20 protein-coding genes are annotated in these 19,842 nt (G+C 73.9%); 17 read left to right on the top strand and 3 right to left on the bottom strand.

What is annotated here, in order from left to right; genetic code table 11:
- Positions 1-11 precede the first annotated feature (11 nt).
- From folE to Ae717Ps2_RS25270, 10 genes are all read left to right on the top strand, one after another.
- Complete coding sequence (folE, locus tag Ae717Ps2_RS25315; RefSeq protein ID WP_020626238.1) at positions 12-626, top strand: GTP cyclohydrolase I FolE; 615 nt, start codon at positions 12-14, stop codon at positions 624-626.
- 49 nt (positions 627-675) lie between these two features.
- A complete protein-coding gene (gene folP / locus Ae717Ps2_RS25310; RefSeq protein ID WP_075312685.1) occupies positions 676-1,506 on the top strand; it encodes a dihydropteroate synthase in 831 nt (276 codons plus the stop codon).
- The gene (folB, locus tag Ae717Ps2_RS25305) at positions 1,503-1,868 is read left to right on the top strand and encodes a dihydroneopterin aldolase (RefSeq protein ID WP_020626240.1); all 366 of its coding nucleotides are present in this window, start codon (positions 1,503-1,505) and stop codon (positions 1,866-1,868) included. The genes folP and folB overlap by 4 nt, the downstream gene beginning before the upstream one ends.
- A complete protein-coding gene (gene folK / locus Ae717Ps2_RS25300; RefSeq protein ID WP_075309657.1) occupies positions 1,865-2,380 on the top strand; it encodes a 2-amino-4-hydroxy-6-hydroxymethyldihydropteridine diphosphokinase in 516 nt (171 codons plus the stop codon). The genes folB and folK overlap by 4 nt, the downstream gene beginning before the upstream one ends.
- Complete coding sequence (locus Ae717Ps2_RS25295) at positions 2,377-2,913, top strand: DUF3180 domain-containing protein (protein ID WP_075309659.1); 537 nt, start codon at positions 2,377-2,379, stop codon at positions 2,911-2,913. The genes folK and Ae717Ps2_RS25295 overlap by 4 nt, the downstream gene beginning before the upstream one ends.
- Before the next feature lie 48 nt (positions 2,914-2,961).
- The gene (locus Ae717Ps2_RS38455; protein ID WP_075333968.1) at positions 2,962-4,935 is read left to right on the top strand and encodes a PrsW family intramembrane metalloprotease; all 1,974 of its coding nucleotides are present in this window, start codon (positions 2,962-2,964) and stop codon (positions 4,933-4,935) included.
- Positions 4,936-5,167: 232 nt separating this feature from the next.
- On the top strand, positions 5,168-6,091 hold the full coding sequence (locus tag Ae717Ps2_RS25285; RefSeq protein ID WP_020622273.1) for a Rossmann-like and DUF2520 domain-containing protein: 924 nt from the start codon (positions 5,168-5,170) through the stop codon (positions 6,089-6,091).
- Positions 6,088-6,975, top strand: coding sequence for a pantoate--beta-alanine ligase (panC, locus tag Ae717Ps2_RS25280; protein WP_075309663.1), 888 nt, complete (start codon positions 6,088-6,090; stop codon positions 6,973-6,975). Before Ae717Ps2_RS25285 ends, panC begins: the two co-directional genes overlap by 4 nt.
- Before the next feature lie 21 nt (positions 6,976-6,996).
- Entirely contained in the window at positions 6,997-7,407 is a 411-nt protein-coding gene (gene panD, locus Ae717Ps2_RS25275) for an aspartate 1-decarboxylase (RefSeq protein WP_020622271.1), read from the top strand.
- Positions 7,408-7,417: 10 nt separating this feature from the next.
- Positions 7,418-8,221: a type III pantothenate kinase gene (locus Ae717Ps2_RS25270; protein WP_075309665.1), complete on the top strand. Its 804-nt coding sequence runs from the start codon at positions 7,418-7,420 to the stop codon at positions 8,219-8,221.
- Positions 8,222-8,238: 17 nt separating this feature from the next.
- Here Ae717Ps2_RS25270 and Ae717Ps2_RS25265 read toward each other — a convergent pair whose 3' ends face one another.
- Positions 8,239-9,000 (bottom strand): class I SAM-dependent methyltransferase, encoded by a 762-nt coding sequence (locus tag Ae717Ps2_RS25265; protein ID WP_075333967.1) that lies wholly within the window; start codon positions 8,998-9,000, stop codon positions 8,239-8,241.
- Positions 9,001-9,181: 181 nt separating this feature from the next.
- On the opposite strand from Ae717Ps2_RS25265, the gene lysS reads away from it, so the two are divergent.
- The 4 genes from lysS (at position 9,182) to Ae717Ps2_RS25245 (ending at position 14,945) form a co-directional block, all read left to right on the top strand.
- Positions 9,182-10,639, top strand: coding sequence for a lysine--tRNA ligase (gene lysS / locus Ae717Ps2_RS25260; RefSeq protein ID WP_075334374.1), 1,458 nt, complete (start codon positions 9,182-9,184; stop codon positions 10,637-10,639).
- A 276-nt stretch (positions 10,640-10,915) separates the two neighbouring features.
- Entirely contained in the window at positions 10,916-11,263 is a 348-nt protein-coding gene (locus tag Ae717Ps2_RS25255; protein WP_075333966.1) for an Lsr2 family protein, read from the top strand.
- Between the two features lie 78 nt (positions 11,264-11,341).
- Positions 11,342-12,169 carry a siderophore-interacting protein gene (locus Ae717Ps2_RS25250; protein ID WP_075309669.1) on the top strand — a complete coding sequence of 276 codons (828 nt, stop codon included), beginning with the start codon at positions 11,342-11,344 and terminating at the stop codon, positions 12,167-12,169.
- A 232-nt stretch (positions 12,170-12,401) separates the two neighbouring features.
- On the top strand, positions 12,402-14,945 hold the full coding sequence (locus tag Ae717Ps2_RS25245) for an ATP-dependent Clp protease ATP-binding subunit (protein WP_060714044.1): 2,544 nt from the start codon (positions 12,402-12,404) through the stop codon (positions 14,943-14,945).
- Between the two features lie 69 nt (positions 14,946-15,014).
- Here the strand turns inward: Ae717Ps2_RS25245 and Ae717Ps2_RS25240 are convergent, their stop codons facing one another.
- Together Ae717Ps2_RS25240 and Ae717Ps2_RS25235 are read right to left on the bottom strand one after the other, a co-directional pair.
- Positions 15,015-15,674, bottom strand: a complete 660-nt coding sequence (locus tag Ae717Ps2_RS25240) for a nucleoside/nucleotide kinase family protein (protein WP_198932350.1) — start codon at positions 15,672-15,674, stop codon at positions 15,015-15,017.
- Between the two features lie 100 nt (positions 15,675-15,774).
- The gene (locus Ae717Ps2_RS25235; protein WP_075309673.1) at positions 15,775-16,419 is read right to left on the bottom strand and encodes a TetR/AcrR family transcriptional regulator; all 645 of its coding nucleotides are present in this window, start codon (positions 16,417-16,419) and stop codon (positions 15,775-15,777) included.
- Positions 16,420-16,503: 84 nt separating this feature from the next.
- Here Ae717Ps2_RS25235 and Ae717Ps2_RS25230 point away from each other — a divergent pair, with 84 nt between their 5' ends.
- The 3 genes from Ae717Ps2_RS25230 (at position 16,504) to Ae717Ps2_RS25220 (ending at position 19,839) form a co-directional block, all read left to right on the top strand.
- Positions 16,504-18,090 (top strand): amidohydrolase family protein, encoded by a 1,587-nt coding sequence (locus Ae717Ps2_RS25230; protein ID WP_233147809.1) that lies wholly within the window; start codon positions 16,504-16,506, stop codon positions 18,088-18,090.
- A gap of 49 nt (positions 18,091-18,139) precedes the next feature.
- A complete protein-coding gene (locus Ae717Ps2_RS25225) occupies positions 18,140-18,652 on the top strand; it encodes an FKBP-type peptidyl-prolyl cis-trans isomerase (RefSeq protein WP_075309677.1) in 513 nt (170 codons plus the stop codon).
- A 143-nt stretch (positions 18,653-18,795) separates the two neighbouring features.
- Positions 18,796-19,839 carry a YihY/virulence factor BrkB family protein gene (locus Ae717Ps2_RS25220; RefSeq protein ID WP_075309679.1) on the top strand — a complete coding sequence of 348 codons (1,044 nt, stop codon included), beginning with the start codon at positions 18,796-18,798 and terminating at the stop codon, positions 19,837-19,839.
- Positions 19,840-19,842: the final 3 nt, after the last annotated feature.

Raw genomic sequence — 19,842 nt, 5'->3', positions numbered from 1 at the left:
GCCTCGGTCCGGTGGAGTCCGCCGCGGTGGCGGCCGGGGTGACCCAGGCCGTGCCCGGCGGGATCGACCTGGACCGTGCGGAGCGCGCCGTCCGCGAGCTGCTGATCGCGGTCGGGGAGGACCCGGACCGCGAGGGCCTCAAGGAGACCCCGGCCCGGGTCGCGCGCGCCTACGGCGAGATCTTCGCCGGGCTGTTCGTCGACCCGGACTCGGTGCTGGAGAAGACGTTCGACGAGGGCCACGGCGAGCTCGTGCTGGTCAAGGACATCCCGATGTTCTCCACCTGCGAGCACCACCTGGTGCCCTTCCACGGGGTGGCCCACGTCGGCTACATCCCGGCCGTCGACGGGCAGGTCACCGGCCTGTCCAAGCTGGCCCGGGTGGTCGACCTGTACGCCAAGCGCCCGCAGGTGCAGGAGCGGCTGACCGCGCAGATCGCCGACGCCCTGGTGCGCAAGCTGAACCCGCGCGCGGTGATCGTCGTGCTGGAGGCCGAGCACCTGTGCATGGCCATGCGCGGCATCCGCAAGCCGGGGTCGCGCACCACCACCTCGGCGGTGCGCGGGCTGTTCAAGAGCTCGGCGTCCTCCCGCGCGGAGGCGTTGTCGCTGATCAGGGGGCGCTGACGTGGTCGCCCCCGGCGGGGCGCTGCCCGAGCTCGGCCGCTGCGCGGTCATGGGGATCCTGAACGTCACCCCCGACTCGTTCTCCGACGGCGGCCGCTACGTCGACCGGTCGCACGCCGTCGCGCACGGCGTCGCGATGCGCGACGCCGGCGCCGACCTCGTCGACGTCGGTGGGGAGTCGACCCGGCCCGGCGCGCAGCGGATCGACGCGGAGACCGAGCGGGAGCGCGTGCTGCCCGTGGTGCGCGAGCTCGTCGCCGCGGGCGTGCGGGTCAGCGTCGACACGACCCGGTCCGAGGTCGCCCTGGCCTGCGTCGAGGCCGGTGCGGCGATGGTCAACGACGTCTCCGGCGGCCTCGCCGACCCGCGGATGGCCGCGGTCGTCGCCGAGTCCCGGACGCCCTGGGTGATCATGCACTGGCGCGGGCACAGCGCCGGGATGGCCCAGCTCGCGGGCTACGAGGACGTGATCGGCGAGGTCCGGTCCGAGCTCGTCGCCCGGGTCGACCACGCCGTGATGTCCGGGGTCGACCCCGGCCGGATCGTGCTCGACCCCGGGCTCGGGTTCGCCAAGAACGCCTCGCACAACTGGGCGCTGCTGCGGCGGCTGGACGTGTTCGTCGACCTGGGCTTCCCGGTGCTGGTCGGGGCCTCGCGCAAGCGGTTCCTCGGCGAGCTGCTGGCCTCGGCCGACGGCGAGCCGCGCACGCCGGCGGGCCGCGACATCGCGACCGCCGCGATCAGCGCGCTCGCGGCGAACGCGGGCGCCTGGGGTGTGCGGGTGCACGACGTCGAGTCCACGATGGACGCCATCGCGGTCGCGGCCGCCTGCCGGCTCGGCGCCTCGCGCGCCCGCTCCCCGCGGGAGACCGGGCGGTGAGCGACCGGATCGAGCTGCGGGGGCTGCGGGTCCGCGGCCACCACGGCGTGTTCGACCACGAGCGCCGCGACGGCCAGGAGTTCGTCGTCGACCTGGTGGTGCACGCCGACCTCGCGCCCGCCGCCGCCTCGGACGACCTGGCCGACACGCTGCACTACGGCGAGCTCGCCGAGCTGGCCGCGGGCATCGTCGGCGGCCCGGCCCGCGACCTGATCGAGGCCGTCGCCGGGGAGATCGCGCAGGCCGTGCTGGACTTCGACGCCCGGATCGCCGCCGTCGAGGTGACGCTGCACAAGCCGTCGGCGCCGATCCCGCTGACCTTCGACGACGTCGCGGTGGTCCTGACCCGGAGCCGGGCGTGACCCGCGCGGTCCTGTCCCTCGGCTCCAACCTGGGTGACCGGGCCGCGCACCTGCGTACGGTCGTCGCGGACCTGGGGTCGGCCGTCGTGGCGGTGTCGCCGGTGTTCGAGACGGCGCCCTGGGGCGTGACCGACCAACCGGACTTCCTCAACGCGGTGCTCGTCGCCGACGACCCGGCACTCGACGCCCGGGGCTGGCTGCGCCGCGGGCAGGCACTCGAGGACGCCTCGGGCCGGGTCCGCGAGCAGCGGTGGGGGCCGCGCACCCTCGACGTCGACATCGTGCAGGTGACCGACGACGGCGCCCCGGTGACCTCGGACGACCCGGAGCTGCTCCTGCCGCACCCCGGCACCCCCGACCGGGCCACCGTGCTGCTGCCGTGGCTGCTCGCCGAGCCCGGCGCCGTCCTGCACGGGCACGGCCCGGTCGCCGACCTGCTGGACCGGCTCGGCCCGGACGGCTGCGCGGGCGTGCACCGCCGCGACGACGTCGTGCTGCGGGACCCGGCATGACCGCGCCCGGACCGGGCGGTCAGCGCCCCGGGCGCGGCCCGGACGACGACCCGCGCCCGACCGTGCGCCCGACCCGGGTCCGCGACGTCGCCGCCATCGCGGTGGTCGCGGCCCTGCTCGGCAACATTCTCGTCCAGCTGACCTACGGGATGCTGCCGACGTTGCCGGTCGCCGCGGCGGTCGTCGTCGCGGTGCTCGCCGCCGCCGAGGCCGCGGGCGGGGTCGTGCTGCGGCGCCGGATCGACCGCCGGAACGGGGCCGCGCCGGTGCCGCCGCTCGTCGCGGCCCGGGCGGTGCTGCTCGCGAAGGCCTCCGCGGTCGGGGGCGCGGTCGTCGCCGGGTTGTGGGTGGGCGTGCTGATGCACACGTTGCCGCGGGCCGCGGTCGTGGTGGCCGCGTTCCGGGACAGCGTCGTCGCCGGGGTCGGCCTGGTCAGCGCGCTGCTGCTGGTCGGTGCCGCGTTCTGGCTGGAGTACTGCTGCCGTTCCCCCGACGACCCGGACGACACCGACGGTGGGATCCGTGCCGGCTGAGGCGCGTCCCCCCGCGCGGCGGGGGGCGGTTCTCTACGCTGGAGGGTCATGACGTCCCCGACGCTCGGCCGCCCGTACGCCCCGGTGCCGGCGCCGTCGGCCAAGCGACGGGGCGTGCTGCTGCCGGTCGTGGGCCTGGTGGTGCTGGCCCTGCTCGCGGTGATCACGCTCGGGGTGCTGCAACGCGCGATCGGGACGCCGGGAGTGGTCGTCGGGACCCTGGCCGCGCTGCTGCCGGTCGTGCCGGTGGTGGCGGCGTTCCTCTGGGTGGACCGCTGGGAGCCCGAGCCGCCGCGGATGCTGATGGGTGCGTTCCTCTGGGGCGCCGGGTTCGCCGCACTGGTCGCCCTGCTGATCAACACCAGCGCCTCGGCGGTGCTCGACGCGGCCGCCGGCCGCGGCGCGGGTGACCTGTTCGGCCCGGTCGTGGTCGCCCCGGTCGTCGAGGAGTTCACCAAGGGACTGTTCCTGATCGGGCTGCTGCTGTTCCGGCGCCGTGAGTTCGACGGGATCGTCGACGGCGTCGTCTACGCCGGGATCGTCGCCGCCGGGTTCGCGTTCAGCGAGAACATCCTCTACCTGGGCCGCGCGGTGTCCGAGCCGGAGTCGGCCGGGGTCCTCGCGACGCTGTTCGTCCGCGGCGTCGCCTCGCCGTTCGCGCACCCGCTGTTCACCTGCATGATCGGCATCGCTGCCGGGATCGCGGCGGCCAGCCGCAGCATCGGGGTCCGGGCGCTGGCGATGATCGCCGGCTACATCGCCGCGGTGGTGCTGCACGCGCTCTGGAACGGCGCGTCGGTGCTGGCCGCGACGCCCGGCGGCTTCTACCAGATCTACCTGTTCGTGATGGTCCCGATCTTCGTGGGGCTGATCCTGCTCGTGGTGTTCGCCCGTCGCCGCGAGGCGCGGATCGTCGCCGCCCAGCTGCCCGGGTTCGCCGCCGCGGGGTGGATCGCGCCCAGCGAGGTGCCCCTGCTGGCCCGGCTGTCCCGGCGGAGGGGCTGGCGCACGCTGGTGCGGCGCCGCTCCGGCCCGGCCGCGGCGAAGGCCGTCGCCGACTACCAGTCCGCGGTCACCGAGCTGGCGTTCATGCGGAACCGGATCGCGCGCGGCGCGGTGCGGGAGAGCGCCCACGCCCTGCACGACGAGAAGCTGGCCGCGCTGCTGCGGGCCCGCGCCGTCGCCGTCGGGGTGCCGGAGGCGCTGGTCGCGGCCTGGGCGCGGCAGCGTCCGTCGGACTGGGAGCCGCCGCCCCCGGCCGCGCCGGACGGCAGCTTCTCGGGCCAGTTCCGCATCCCGACCTTCCCCGACGGCGGCGGCTCGGCCGCCGCCGGCCCGCCCGTACCGCCGCTCCCGCCCGGCCCCGTCACGCTGGCGGCCGCCGCGCCGTGGGGACGGCCCGACGAGCTGCGCCCGCCCCGGTGGGCGGAGGCCCGGCGGAGCCCCACCCCGCCGGCGCCGGACACCCGGCCCGCCGGTGGCCCGGGGGCTCCCGGTCGCCCACAGGACCCGACCGCGCGCCCCAGCACCGGCACCGGATCCAGCTCCAGCACCGGACCCGGTTTCCGGGCCCCCGGCTCCCCGGGCGCTCGGTCCGCGCAGTCCGGCTCCCCGGCCCCGGCCTCCCCGGCCTCGGGCTCCGGAGTGCCCGGCTCGGGAGGGCCCGGCTCAGGTGGGCCTGGCTCAGGTGGGCCTGGCTCAGGGGGGCCTGGCTCGGGAGGATCCGGTCCCACCACGGCCCGCTCCGCCGGGCACGACGGCGCTGCCCGCGGGTTCCGCCCCGGCACGTCCGGGCCTTCCGGCCCCGGCCCCGTTCCCAGCCCCGGCCCCGTGCCCGGGCCAGGTAGCGGGCCGGTCTCGGCGGGCACCGGACCGGGGACGGGAGACGGCGTCACCCGGCCCGTCGGCCGCCCCGAGTCCCCGGCCACCGAGCACCGGGGCCGCCACCACGACGACCCGTCCGACCCCGGCCCGACCCGCCCGATGCGCCGCCCGGACGACGAGCCGGACCGCCCCCGCTGACCACCAGCCGGTGATCACCGGTCGTGGAGCCCTGCGTCCGCCTCGCGAACGCTCCGCTCCACAACCGTCGATCACGGGCGGGGCCGGGGTGAGGCCGGTCTCAGGAGCGCGCCCCGGACCCGGGGCCCGTCTACCCTCGCCTCCGGCGCGCGGCCACCGGAGGTCGCGCCGACCGCGGATTGCCCGACCGGTACCCCACCAGGACCGGAACGGGAGGAAACGGATTCTCGTGATGGACTCTGCGATCGATGGCGGTCGCCCCGCGCGGCTCGCGGTCGGGGTGGTCTCGGCCGGTCGGGTCGGCGCGGTGCTCGGTGCGGCGCTCGCCCGCGCGGGCCACGTCGTCGTCGCGGCCTCGGGGGTCTCCCAGGCCTCGGTGCGCCGGGCGGAGACCCTGCTCCCCGACGTCCCCCTGCTCCCGCCCGACGAGGTCTGCTCCCGCGCCGACCTGGTCCTGCTCGCCGTCCCCGACGACGTCCTGCCCGGCCTGGTCCGCGGCCTCGCCGCCGCCGGCTGCTTCCGCCCGGGCCAGATCGCCGTCCACACGGCGGGGTCGCGCGGCGTCGCGGTGCTGGACCCGGCGACGGAGCAGGGCGTACTGCCGCTGGCGCTGCACCCGGCGATGACCGTGACCGGCCGCCCCGAGGACGTCGAGCGGCTCGCCGCCTGCTGCATCGGCGTCACCGCACCCGGCGACCCGGAGCACGGCGACCCGCGCGACGCCGTCGGCTGGAGCGTCGCCGAGGCGCTCGTGCTGGAGATGTCGGCCGAGCCCGTCCGCATCCCGGAGGCGATGCGTCCGCTGTACCACGCCGCACTCGCCCACGGCGCCAACCACCTGACCACGCTGGTCGGGGACTGCGTGCAGCTGCTGGAGACCGCGGGCATCGCGCCCGCGGAGCGTCTGGTCGCGCCGCTGCTGTCGGCCGCGCTGGACAACGCGCTGCGTCACGGCGACCGCGCGCTGACCGGACCGGTCGCCCGCGGCGACGCCGGCACCGTCCGGACCCATCTGGCCCGCATCGGCGACGCCGACCCCGACCTGGCCGCCGTCTACCGCGCGCTGGCCGGGCGGACCGCCCACCGCGCCGCCGCCGCCGGGCTCCTCGGCCCCGACGGCGTCCGCGACATCGAGACCGCACTGGAGGAGAAGTGAGCACCCCCGGCTCCACCCGGAACGGGTACGGCACCGGCCGGCTGACCGTGCACAGCGACCCGGCGAAGCTCGCCGCGGTCACCCGTGCGCTGCGCGGCGCCGGCCGCAAGGTCGTCCTCGTCCCCACGATGGGCGCGCTGCACGAGGGCCACCGCGAGCTGATCCGGCACGCCAAGCGGATCCCCGGCGCCGTCGTCCCGGTCGTGTCGATCTTCGTGAACCCGCTGCAGTTCGGTGCGGACGAGGACCTCGACCGCTACCCGCGCCCGATCGAGGCCGACCTCGACGCCTGCCGCGACGAGGGAGTCGAGCTGGTGTTCACCCCGCAGGTCGAGCACATGTACCCGCCGGGCTCGCAGACCCGGGTCACCGCAGGACCGCTCGGCGACGAGCTGGAGGGCGCCTCCCGCACGGGCCACTTCGACGGCGTCCTCACCGTCGTGTCGAAGCTGTTCCACATCGTCGGCCCGGACGTCGCGCTGTTCGGCGAGAAGGACTACCAGCAGCTCACGCTGATCCGGCGGATGGTGCGCGACCTGGACTTCCCGACCCGGGTCGTCGGCGTCCCGACCGTCCGCGAGGACGACGGGCTGGCCCTGTCCTCGCGCAACGTCTACCTCGACCCCGGTCAGCGCCGCGCTGCCGCCGTGCTGTCGCGGGCGCTGGCCGCCGGTGCCGCGGTGTCGGTCCGCGGGCACGACGCGGTGCTGGAGGCCGCCCGCGCCGAGCTGGCGACCGAGCCGGAGGTCGACGTCGACTACCTGGAGCTGCGCGACGCCGACCTCGGCCCCGCTCCCGCTCCGGGCGGCGGGGACGGCCGCCTGCTCGTCGCCGCCCGGGTCGGCACCACCCGGCTCATCGACAACGCCCCCATCGCGTTCTGACCGCCTCCGAGGAGAACCGCCGTGAACCGCACGATGATGAAGTCCAAGATCCACCGCGCCACCGTGACGCAGGCCGACCTGCACTACGTCGGCTCGGTCACCGTCGACGCCGACCTGATGGCGGCCGCCGACCTCCTCGAGGGCGAGCAGGTCAGCATCGTCGACATCACCAACGGCGCCCGCCTGGAGACCTACGTGATCACCGGTGAGCCCGGCTCCGGGGTGATCGGCATCAACGGCGCCGCCGCGCACCTGGTGCACCCCGGTGACCTGGTCATCCTGATCTCCTACGGCTCCTACGACGAGGCCGAGCTGCGCGACTACAGCCCGCGCGTCGTCTTCGTCGACGCCGACAACCGGATCGCGGACCTGGGCGCCGACCCGGGGCACGCCCCGGCAGGCTCGGGTCTGCTGACCAGCGCGGCCCGGTAGGGACGACGCGGTGCTGCTCTGCATCGACGTCGGGAACACCCACGTCTCGCTGGGGCTCTACCCCGACACCGGGACCGATGCGGAGGGGCTCGACCCGGTGCCGGAGCGGCGCTGGCGGCTGCGCACCGACACCTCCGCCACCGCCGACGAGCTGGACCTCACCGTCTCCGGGATGCTCGGCGCGCACTTCCCCGAGGTCACCGCGGTCGCCGCGCTGTCCACGGTGCCCGGGCCGTCGCGGGAGCTGCGCACCCTGCTCGCGCGCTGGTCGGACCGGATGCGGACGCTCGTCGTCGGGCCGGGGGTGCGGACGGGCGTGCCGCTGCTGGTGGACCACCCGCGCGAGGTGGGCGCGGACCGAGTGGTGAACTCGCTCGCCGCGCACCACCTGTTCGGTACCACCTGCATCTGCGTCGACCTCGGGACCTGCACGAACATCGACGTGGTCACCGCGAAGGGCGAGTTCCTCGGCGGCGCGCTGGCCCCGGGCGTCGACATCGCGATGCAGGCGCTGGCCGAGCGGGCGTCGTCGCTGCGGCCGGTGGACCTGGTCGAGCCGCGCTCGGTGATCGGCCGCACGACGGTCGAGGCGGTCCAGGCCGGGGTGCTCTACGGGGCGGCAGGTCAGGTCGACGGGCTGGTCCGCCGGATCCTGGCCGAGCTGGGGCCGGACGCGCTGCCGGTCAGCGTGATCGTCACCGGCGGGCTCGCGGAACTCGTCCACGGGCGCGCCGACACCGTCACCCACCATGTCCCGGACCTGACCCTGCACGGGCTGCGGCTGACCCACCTGCGCCACCACCGGACCCGCTGACGGGCTGCCGACGGGGCTCAGGCGCGCCGGGCCCGCCACACGATGGTGCGCATCGGCATCGTGAACCGGCCGTCGGCGTCGGCGACCCGCTCGCGCAGGAAGCCACGCACGGCGGAGAACACCGCGTCGCGCTCGTCGGGGGTGCTCAGGAGTGCCCAGGAGTGGGTGGCGATGTCGGCGACGTGCTGCTCGACGCCGGTCGCCCGCGGCCAGGTGACCTGCTCCTGGTGCGCGTCGGTGAACCAGGGCTCGCCGGGCATCCGGGGCGGGGTGCCGCCCCCGGCCGCGTTCCCGGGGACCCGCCGTCCACGCTCACCCACCTCGCCCAGCTCGCGGACCCAGCCGACGTCGGGGTCGCCGCTGTTCCACAGCCCGGCCAGCACCCCGCCGGGGCGCAGCACCCTGGCGATCTCCGGTACGGCCCGGTCCAGGTCGAACCAGTGCAGGGCCTGCCCGACCAGCACGGCGTCGACGTCGCCGTCGGGCAGCGGGATCGTCTCCGCGGACCCGGCCCTGGCGTCGGCGCCGGGGGTGCGCGCCCGCAGCACCGCGAGCATCTCCGGGTCCGGTTCCACCGCCACGACGTCGAGCCCGCGCGCCACCAGTGACCGGGTCAGCTTGCCGGTCCCCGCGCCCAGGTCGAGGACCCGCACCCGCCCCGGGCCGGTCCCGGCCAGCGCCAGGTCGACGGCGGCGTCGGGGTAGGAGGGCCGGTGGTCGTCGTAGGCAGGGGCGACGGCGCCGAACGTGCGGCCGCGGTCCACCTCGTCGTCGGGCACCGTCCCACGGTAGGCCGGTGATCGGCCGCCGCGCGATGTCCCGACGCCCCGCCGCGTGCGCCGGTCGCCGGGCAGGGGGGGTGACGACGGGCGCTCCCGGGTACCGCCGATAGCCTGACCTGCCGTGAACACTCCCGGCACCCCGACCGACCCGGCGACCGAGGCCGACCTCCCCGAGCAGATGCGGGTGCGCCGGGCCAAGCGCGCGGAGCTGATCGCCGCGGGCACCGACCCGTACCCCGTCGAGGTCCCCCGCACGCACTCGCTGCGCCAGGTCCGCGAGGCCCACCCGGACCTGCCCGCGGACACCGCGACGGGCGAGACCGTCGCCGTCGCCGGCCGGGTGATCTTCGTGCGGAACACCGGCAAGCTCTGCTTCGCGACGCTGCGCGAGGGCGACGGCACCGAGCTGCAGGCCATGCTCTCCCTCGACCGGGTCGGCGCCGACGCGCTGGCCGGCTGGAAGGCCGTCGTGGACATGGGTGACTTCGTCGCGGTGCGCGGCGAGGTCATCACCTCGCGGCGGGGCGAGCTCTCGGTGATGGTCGACGAGTGGTCGGTCGCCGCGAAGTCGGTCCGGCCGCTGCCGACCGCGCACAAGGAGCTCTCCGAGGAGAACCGGGTCCGGCAGCGCTACATCGACCTCATCCTGCGTCCGCAGGCCCGCGAGACCGTGCGCGCGCGGTCCACCGTGCTGCGGACCGTCCGCGAGTCGCTCACCGGCCGCGACTTCATCGAGGTCGAGACGCCGATGCTGCAGAACCTGCACGGCGGCGCCACCGCGCGCCCGTTCGTCACGCACGCGAACGCACTCGACTCCGATCTGTATCTGCGGATCGCCCCGGAGCTGTTCCTGAAGCGTTGCGTGGTCGGCGGTATCGAGCGCGTCTTCGAGCTGAACCGGGTGTTCCGGAACGAGGGCATCGACTCCACGCATTCCCCGGAGTTCGCGATGCTGGAGGCCTACCAGGCCTACGCGACCTACGACGACATGGCGGTCCTGACCCGTGAGCTGATCCAGGCCTCGGCACGGGCGCTGTTCGGTTCCACCACGGTGCGCCACCACGACGGCACGGAGCACGATCTCGGTGGCGAGTGGCGTTCGGTGACCATCTACGGATCGGTGTCCGAGGCCGTCGGCCAGGATGTGACGCCGGACACCGAACTGACTGAACTGCAACGGATCGCGCACGAGCACGACGTCGACATCACCGATTATCCGACGGCTGCCCAGATCGTGCTCGAGTTGTTCGAGAAGCTGGTCGAGCACACCCTGCTCGAGCCGACCTTCGTGCGGGACTTCCCGGTCGAGGTGCGGCCGCTGACCCGTGCGCACCGCGACGACCCCCGGCTGTCGGAGTCCTGGGACCTCATCGTCTTCGGGGTGGAGCTGGCCACGGCCTACTCCGAGCTGGTGGACCCCGTCGAGCAGCGGGAACGCCTGTACGCCCAGTCGCTCAAGGCCGCGGCGGGCGACCCGGAGGCCATGCAGCTCGACGAGGACTTCCTGCGTGCCATGGAGTACGGCATGCCGCCCACCGGCGGCATGGGAATGGGTATCGACCGTCTGCTGATGACGCTGACCGGCCTCGGAATCCGCGAGACGATCCTGTTCCCGCTGGTCCGCGGGGAGTCCTGAACCGGTTCCGAACGCACATCCGACGACGTCCCCGGCCGCGAACGGCGACCGGGGACGTCGTGTTTGTCGGACCCGTACGAGTGGTGTGGGGCTCGTTTCGCCGCATTCTCCCGACCCGGGTCGACGCCACGATCATTTCTCGGATACTCTCTGATTCGAGTCGGAACCGGTACCCGGTGGTGTCGTATTGCGTCCTGCTATTGCGTCGCGCAGTCGCCGATGTCGGCCCCGGTCCCTCATCATGAACGTGTTCGGCCATTCAAGGAGGCTGCGGAGATGGCGCAGATCAAGGAAGTCCGGCTCGTCGACGATCTGACCGGTGACGCGGCGGACGAGACGATCGAGTTCGGTATCGACGGGCGCAACTACGAGATCGACCTGTCGGACGGGAACGCGAAGAAGCTGCGCGACGTGCTCGCCGACTACGTCGCCGCGGCCCGCCGGGCCGGGGGCGCGACCCGGCGTCGCGGCAGCGGCTCGGCGAGCACGGCGGCCCGCCGTCCGTCGGTCGACCGCGAGCAGAACCAGGCGATCCGCGAGTGGGCCCGCAACCGCGGGATGAAGGTCTCCGACCGCGGCCGCATCCCGGCCGAGGTCCTCGAGGCCTACCACCAGGAGATCTAAGGTCTACCTCACCGAACGGGTCGGGGGAGGGGTACCGTCGCGACGGCCCCTTCCCCTTCGTCGTTGGGAGGCAGCCCGATGGCCCGCCCCGTCACCGATCTCCGGGTGCTCCGCACCGAACGCCTGAGCCCGCACATGGTGCGCGTCGTCGCCGGTGGCGACGGCCTGGCGGCGTTCCCCGACACGGAGTACACCGACCGCTACGTCAAGATCCTCTTCCCGCTCCCCGGCGTCGAGTACCCCGAGCCGCTGGACATGGACCGGGTGCACGCCGAGCTGCCGCGTGACCAGTGGCCCGCCCAGCGGACCTACACCGTCCGCTCGCTCGACCACGCCGCCGGCGAGCTCGTCATCGACTTCGTCCACCACGGCGACACCGGTCTCGCCGGCCCGTGGGCGGCCGCCGCCCGCCCGGGTGACCGGCTGCGGATGGTCGGCCCTGGCGGTGCCTACGCCCCGGACCCGGACGCCGACTGGCACCTGCTCGTGGGCGACGAGGCCGCACTGCCCGCGATCTGCGCCGCGCTCGAGCGGATCCCGGCCGGCCGGCCGGTCGTCGCCGTCCTGCAGGTGGAGGCCCCCGGCGACGAGATCGCCGTGCCGACCGGCCCCGACGTGGACGTGCGGTGGCTGTACCGCAGCGACGCCGGGGGCGACCCGGACTCGGAGCAGCTGCCCGCCGTCGTCGCGGATCTGGAGTTCCTCCCCGGCCGTGTCCACGCCTTCGTGCACGGCGAGGCGATCGCCGTGCGCGAACTCCGCAGGCATCTCACCCGCGAGCGCGGCGTCGCCAAGGACGACCTGTCGATCTCCGGCTACTGGCGTCGCGGGCGCGACGAGGAAGGGTTCCGGCAGTTCAAGGCGGCCGAGCGGGAACGCGAGGAGGCCGCCGCCACGACCGGCTGACAGTCGCCGGGAACACGGCAGGTGTCCCCCGTGTTACCGCCGGCACGTACCCCGGTGCACGTCAGGTGGAGGCGCCGGGGCCCCTTCGACCGATACAGTGGTATGAGGTCTCCCGCGAGGGTGGCCTGGCGCGGTGTCACGCGAGGGCGCAGTGTCGGTTCGGGCGAGCCCCGGACCGTACGACAGATGCTGGTCGCGCCGTCAGTGAGGCGCAGCAGGCAAGGAGTGCGAATTGTTCGAGAGGTTCACCGACCGAGCGCGACGTGTTGTCGTCCTGGCCCAAGAAGAGGCCCGGATGCTCAACCACAACTACATCGGGACCGAGCACATCCTCCTTGGCCTGATCCACGAGGGAGAGGGCGTCGCCGCGAAGGCGCTCGAGTCCCTCGGTATCGCTCTGGAGGGCGTGCGACAGCAGGTCGAGGAGATCATCGGCCAGGGGCAGCAGGCCCCGTCCGGCCACATCCCCTTCACGCCCCGGGCGAAGAAGGTGCTGGAGCTATCGCTGCGCGAGGCGCTGCAGCTCGGCCACAACTACATCGGGACCGAGCACATCCTGCTCGGGCTCATCCGTGAGGGCGAGGGCGTCGCGGCCCAGGTGCTGGTCAAGCTGGGCGCCGACCTCAACCGTGTCCGTCAGCAGGTGCTCCAGCTGCTGTCCGGCTACCAGGGCAAGGAGCCGCAGGAGAGCGGCACCGGTGGCCGTGGCGAGGGCACCCCGTCCTCGTCGCTGGTGCTGGACCAGTTCGGTCGCAACCTCACCCAGCAGGCCCGTGAGGGCAAGCTGGACCCGGTCATCGGCCGGGAGAAGGAGATCGAGCGGATCATGCAGGTCCTCTCGCGGAGGACCAAGAACAACCCGGTGCTGATCGGTGAGGCCGGCGTCGGCAAGACCGCCGCCGTCGAGGGCCTCGGCCAGGCGATCGTCAAGGGCGAGGTCCCGGAGACGCTGAAGGACAAGCAGCTCTACACCCTCGACCTGGGCTCGCTGGTCGCCGGTTCCCGCTACCGCGGTGACTTCGAGGAGCGCCTCAAGAAGGTGCTCAAGGAGATCCGCACCCGCGGCGACATCATCCTGTTCATCGACGAGATCCACACCCTGGTGGGTGCGGGTGCCGCCGAGGGCGCGATCGACGCCGCCTCGATCCTCAAGCCGATGCTGGCCCGCGGCGAGCTGCAGACCATCGGTGCGACGACGCTCGACGAGTACCGCAAGTACGTCGAGAAGGACCCCGCGCTGGAGCGCCGCTTCCAGCCGATCCAGGTGTCCGAGCCGTCGGTCGAGCACACGATCGAGATCCTGCGCGGGCTGCGTGACCGGTACGAGGCGCACCACCGCGTCACGATCACCGACGACGCGCTGACCTCGGCGGCGACGCTGGCCGACCGCTACATCAACGACCGCTTCCTGCCGGACAAGGCGATCGACCTGATCGACGAGGCCGGCGCCCGGATGCGCATCCGCCGGATGACCGCTCCGCCGGACCTGCGGGAGTTCGACGAGAAGATCGCGAACGTCCGCCGGGACAAGGAGTCGGCGATCGACGCGCAGGACTTCGAGCGGGCCGCGCACCTGCGCGACCAGGAGAAGACCCTGCTCGGCGAGAAGGCCGAGCGCGAGAAGCAGTGGAAGTCGGGCGACCTCGACGTCGTCGCGGAGGTCGACGGCGAGCAGATCGCCGAGGTGCTGGGGAACTGGACCGGCATCCCGGTGTTCAAGCTGACCGAGGAGGAGACGACCCGTCTGCTCAAGATGGAGGACGAGGTCCACAAGCGGATCATCGGCCAGGAGGACGCGGTCCGCTCCGTCTCGCAGGCGATCCGTCGTACCCGCGCCGGTCTGAAGGACCCGAAGCGCCCGTCCGGCTCGTTCATCTTCGCCGGCCCGTCCGGTGTCGGTAAGACCGAGCTGTCCAAGGCGCTCGCGAACTTCCTGTTCGGCGAGGACGACGCCCTCATCCAGATCGACATGGGTGAGTTCCACGACCGCTACACCGCCTCGCGGCTGTTCGGCGCCCCTCCCGGGTACGTCGGCTACGAGGAGGGCGGCCAGCTCACCGAGAAGGTGCGGCGCAAGCCGTTCTCGGTGGTGCTGTTCGACGAGATCGAGAAGGCGCACCAGGAGATCTACAACACGCTCCTGCAGGTGCTCGAGGACGGCCGTCTCACCGACGGCCAGGGCCGCACGGTCGACTTCAAGAACACCGTGCTGATCTTCACCTCGAACCTGGGCACCCAGGACATCTCGAAGGCCGTGGGGCTGGGCTTCTCCTCCGGCGGCGACGAGAAGTCGAACTACGAGCGGATGAAGACGAAGGTCAACGACGAGCTGAAGAAGCACTTCAGGCCGGAGTTCCTCAACCGCATCGACGACATCATCGTCTTCCACCAGCTCAACCAGGAACAGATCATCCAGATGGTCGACCTGATGATCGGGCGGGTGGAGAAGCAGCTGGCGAACAAGGACATGGGCATCGAGCTCACCGACAACGCCAAGAAGCTGCTGGCCCACCGCGGGTTCGACCCCGTCCTGGGCGCCCGGCCGCTGCGCCGGACGATCCAGCGGGAGATCGAGGACCAGCTGTCGGAGAAGATCCTGTTCGGCGAGATCGAGGCCGGGCAGATCGTCATCGTCGACGTCGAGGGCCTCGACACCTCCGCGGAGGAGGGCTCCAACGCCTGGTCGGACAAGGCCAAGTTCACCTTCCGTGGTGAGCGCAAGCCGTCCGAGCCGGTGCCGGACTCCCCGCCGACCGCGCTGGCCGGCGAGGAGTAGCAGGACCCACGCACGACGACGGCGGGCCGTCCCGGGAGTTCCGGGGCGGCCCGCCGTCGTGTGCGGGCTCTACGCCGAGCGCAGCGCGACGACCAGGTCGGCCCGGCCCCGGGAGGCCTCGACCAGGCGGGCGTTCGGCTCGTCGGTCCGTTCCACCCAGGCCCGCGCCGCCTCCGGGGTCTTGCCGAAGTGCACGTGCCGGGCGACCAGGCGTTCCAGCCGGAGCGCCTCGTCGGTCTCGTGGAACCACACCGCGTCGAACCCGGCCCGCACCGCCCGCCAGGTGGGGGTGTCGAGGAGCAGGTAGTTGCCCTCGCTGACCACGAGGCGGCACTCCGGGTGCACCGGGATCGACCCGGCCACGGGCTGCTCGATCTCCCGGTCGAACGCCGGGGCGTACACGGGGCCCGCGCCGTCGGTGGGGGTGGCCCGCAGGCGGGCGATCAGTGCGGCGTAGCCGTCGGCGTCGAAGGTGTCCGGAGCGCCCTTGCGGTGACGGCGGCCCAGCCGGTCCAGCTCGACGTCGGCGAGGTGGTAGCCGTCCATCGGGACGTGGGCGACCCGGCCCGGGCCGAGCCCGGCCGGGGGCGCGGCGGCGAGCGCGCGGACCAGGGCCAGTGCGACGGTCGTCTTCCCGGCCCCGGGCGGGCCCGCGATGCCCAGCAGCGCCCGTCGTCGTCCGGCGGTGAGTGCCCGCGCGCGCTCCACCAGCTCGTCGAAGCGGTCGATCCGTGCCGGGGTGTCCACGGCCGTCATTCTCGCCCCCCTGCGGCCGGGTTCCGCCCGTGGCAGCACCTCCTCCGAGGAGTACGCCTGACCGGCTGACCGCTCATCCAGACGACGGCCCGGAGCCCGCACGGGATCCGGGCCGACCGGCGTTCTCGGGCAGGCCCAACAGCCGGGTGACGGCGGGGGCGAGGACCTCGGCGTTCGCGGCGGTCTCCGTCGGCGTCCAGTCGGCCGCGCGCTCGACGACGGCGCGGATGGCCCCCAGCGTCGCCACCAGGAGCGTCTCGAACTCGGCCGCACCCACGACGATGTCGGCCGCGGCCAGGGCGGCGCGCACGTCCGCCTCCATCCGTCGCGACAGGGCGTCCGTGCCCGCGGGCCGGTCTGCGCGGCTCAGGGCCTGCGCCAGTTCGGGTCGTTCGACGATGAGCCTGCCGGTGAGCCGGATGCTCTCGGTGAGCCGCCGCACCGGGTCGGCATCGGCCTCGAGACGCGCGTCCAGCCAGGCGAAGTAGTCCGCGACGGTCTCGTCCCTCGCCGCCTCGAAGAGGTCTTCCTTCGAAGCGAAGTGGTTGTAGAACGAGCCGAACCCCACGTCCGCGAGCTCGGTGATGGTCTGGATGCTCGCCTGCCTGCCGTCCCGCTCGAGGAGGAGGCGTCGAGCAGCCCCGACGAGCGCCGTGCGAGTGCGTTCCTTGCGGCGCTCCCGACGCCCGCCGCGCGGCTCCTCCGGGGTGTCCGGCATGCCCCGGAACGTAGCACCGACGCCAAATCTGATGATATCATCAGTAATGATGCTTCCATCGGAAAGGCGAGAGGGGTGAACCCGATGCCGGCCGACGGCGACGAGGCGGCGGAGCTCGAGGTGGAGGGCCCCTCCCGGGTGAGCAGCAGACGGCGGTTCCTCGCACGAGCGGGCGTGGGGGTGGCACTCGTAGGGCTCGGCGCGGCGGGTGCGGAGGCCATCCGGGCGGCGACCGTGTCCGAGCCTCGCCCGCGGGCCGTCGTCGCGCCGTCCAGCGCCGTCCGGATCGACGGTGTGACCGTCGTCGACCCCGCGGACGGGAGCCGGGTCGCCGGCCGGTCCATCCTGGTCGACGGTGGCCGCGTCCGCGCGGTCACGGCCACGGCGGACGCCCCGTCGTCGGGCGCCCGGGTGATCGACGGGACGGGCCGTTTCGCGGTGCCGGGCTACAACGAGATGCACACCCACGTGCTCCAGCTCCCGGACACCGAGCTGGGCCTCACCCTGATGCTGGCCCAGGGCATCACCGGGATGCGGCAGATGGAGGGATCGCCCGAGCTGCTCGCCGACCGCGCGCAGCAGCGGCTCGGCCTCGACGAGTACGCCCCGCAGCTGCTCGGGATGCCCGGCGACCTGCTGCTGCCCTTCAACGCGGCCTCGGTCGAGGGCGTCCGCGAGGAGATCGCCCGGCAGTGGGACCAGGGCGCGGACTTCATCAAGATGATCCTCACGGAACCGGAGGTCTTCTTCGCCGCGGTGGACGAGGCGCACCGGCGCGGGCTGCGGATCGCGGGTCACCTGCCACCGGCGGTCCACATCGAGGACGCGGCCGCGGCGGGCTTCGACTCGATCGAGCACCTCGGGACGGGCCAGAGCGTGTTCCTGACCCTGTCGTCGGAGTCGCAGGCGCTGTGGGCCCAGGAGCCGACCGGCCTGCCGTTCCCGGCCTGGGTGGCCCGGCTGCCGTTCGCGGCCGAGTTCTTCGACGCGTTCCTGAAGGAGAGCTTCCTCGGCCCCGCCACGAGCACCACGGACGAGGCACAGATCGCCCTGCTCCGACGGGCCTTCGAGACCTACTCCGAGGAGCGCACCGACGCGCTGGGTCGCTCCTTCGCGGACAACGGGGTCTGGCACTGCCCGACCCTCGTCGGCCTGCGTGGCAAGTACCGCCCCGATGGCCCGGAGTTCCGGGAGGATCCCTGGCTGCAGCGCGCGCCCGCCGACCAGCGCGAACGTCAGCAGGCCGACGCCGAGGCGTTCCGCGCGGCCCCGCAGGCCGACCGCGACGTGCTGCACGAGTACTACGAGCGCTGTGTACGGACGGTCGGTCGGATCGCCGCGGCAGGCACGCGGATCATGAGCGGAACCGACACCAGCGGCCGCGGTGTCGCGCGCTCGATCCACGAGGAGTTCCGGGAGCTCGGTCGGGCGGGCCTGAGCCCGCTCGAGGTGCTCCGCAGCACCACCACGGCGCCGGCCGAGTACCTCGGCCGCGGCGACCGGATGGGCCGCATCGTCCCGGGGGCCGACGCGGATCTCCTCCTGCTCGCCGCCGACCTGCTGCAGTCGGTCGAGAACCTCGCCACGGTCTGCACCGTGGTGCGCGCCGGGCACGTGCACCCCATCGACGCGCTCGACGCCCGGGTGGGCGCGCTCCTCGCGACGGCCTGAGGCCGAGCCCGCCACGACGCGGGGTGACGGCGTCCCTAAGGTCGACTCCATGCGCTCCCTCGCCGTCCTCGGCCTGCTCGTCACTCTGGCGGGCTGTTCCTCCCCGGCCCCCGAACCGGCCCCGGCACCGGCGGCCGCCCCCGCGCCGCCGCCCGTCTGCACGGTGGACGACATCGGGGTGGCGGGGGACCCCGGCAGCAAGCCGACGATCACCGTGCCGGACACCTGCACCCCGCCCGCACAGCTCCTGAGCAAGGACCTCGTGGTCGGCACCGGTCCCGAGGTCGTCCTCGGCTCCACCGTGCAGACCCACTACGACCTCGTGACCTGGTCGGACAAGCGGGAGCTCGACGCCTCCTGGTTCCGCGGCGAGACCTTCCCCCTGGAGAAGGTGGGCGACGCCCCGGTCATCGACGGCTGGAACGAGGGTGTGGTCGGCATGCGCGAGGGCGGCCGCCGACTGCTGGTGATCCCGCCGGACAAGGCGTACGGGGCGGGCGGTCGCGGCATCGCACCGAACGAGACCCTCGTCTTCGTCGTGGACGCCGTCCAGGTGTCCTGAGCTCCGTCCGGGCGGTCCGCAGGCACTCGTCGTCGCGGTCACGGGCCTGCTCCGGTTCGACCCGCACCGCCGGGTCCTCCGAGGTGGGCAGGAGCTCGCCGAGGTGCACGGTGGCGGCGTCCTCCTGCGGCTAGGTTCTGCGCATGAGCTCGGTGCGCCCGGTCCCGGAGACCCGGCTGATGACCGGCGAGGAGCTCTCCGCCGACGACGCCGCCCACACCCTGCGCCGTTACGGCCTGGGGCACCTGCTGTCCGCGGGTTTCCTGCGCTTCCGCTACGGCGACGGCTTCTCCCACGCCCGCGCGTTCGGCCTGCAGCTCGCGCTCGCCGCCGTCCCGCTGATCATCGCCGGGGTCGGACTGTCCGCCGCGGCGGGCGCCGAGGGGGCCTCGGAGGTCGTCGCCCGGACGGTGCTGGCACTGTCCCCGGGCACCAGCGACGAGCTGGTCGCGGACGCGGTCGGCGACCCGGGCGCGACGGGCACCGGCACCGGCGGCCCGGAGGACCCCGGCGAGCAGCCGGAACGCGACGACACCCCCACCGGGGAACGCGGTGAGCTGGTGCTCGTGCTCGGCCTGCTCACCGCGTTCGCCGCGGCCACCTCGGCGTTCGCGCAGCTGGAGCGGGGCGCGAACCGGATCTACGGCACCGAGCGGGACCGGCCCGCGCTCGCCAAGTACGCGCGTGCCGCAGCGCTCACCGCCACGGCGGGCGTCGCGATGGCGGCCGGGTTGCTGCTGATCGTGGCGGGGGAGCCGTTCGGGGACGCGGTGCGCGAGGTGTACCGGTGGGGCGCGGTCGCCGAGACGGTGTGGGACGTCGTGCGCTGGCCGGTCGGGCTGGCGCTGCTCGTCGTCGCGGTGACGGTGCTGCTGCGGTTCGCGCCACGCCGCCGTCAGCCGGGGCTGTCCTGGCTCGGCGTCGGGGCGGCGGCGACGGTCCTGATGTGGCTGGTCGCGTCCGGGCTGCTGGGGCTCTACGTCGCGGTCGCCGACACCTTCGGCGAGACCTACGGCCCGCTGACGGCGGTGATGGCCCTGCTGATCTGGGCGAACGTCACCGGGGTCGCGCTGCTGGCCGGGGTGGCGCTGTCCGCGCAGCTGGAGGCGGTGCGGGCCGGCGAGGAGGACCCGCGACTGCCCGACTCCGACGACGACGGCATCCCCGACCACACCGACCCGGGATGAGCC

The sequence above is a fragment of the Pseudonocardia sp. Ae717_Ps2 genome (assembly GCF_001932475.1).
GTDB lineage: Bacteria > Actinomycetota > Actinomycetes > Mycobacteriales > Pseudonocardiaceae > Pseudonocardia.
The sequence above is the reverse complement of the archived record's forward strand: the minus strand, read 5'-3'. Positions and strand labels throughout refer to the sequence as shown.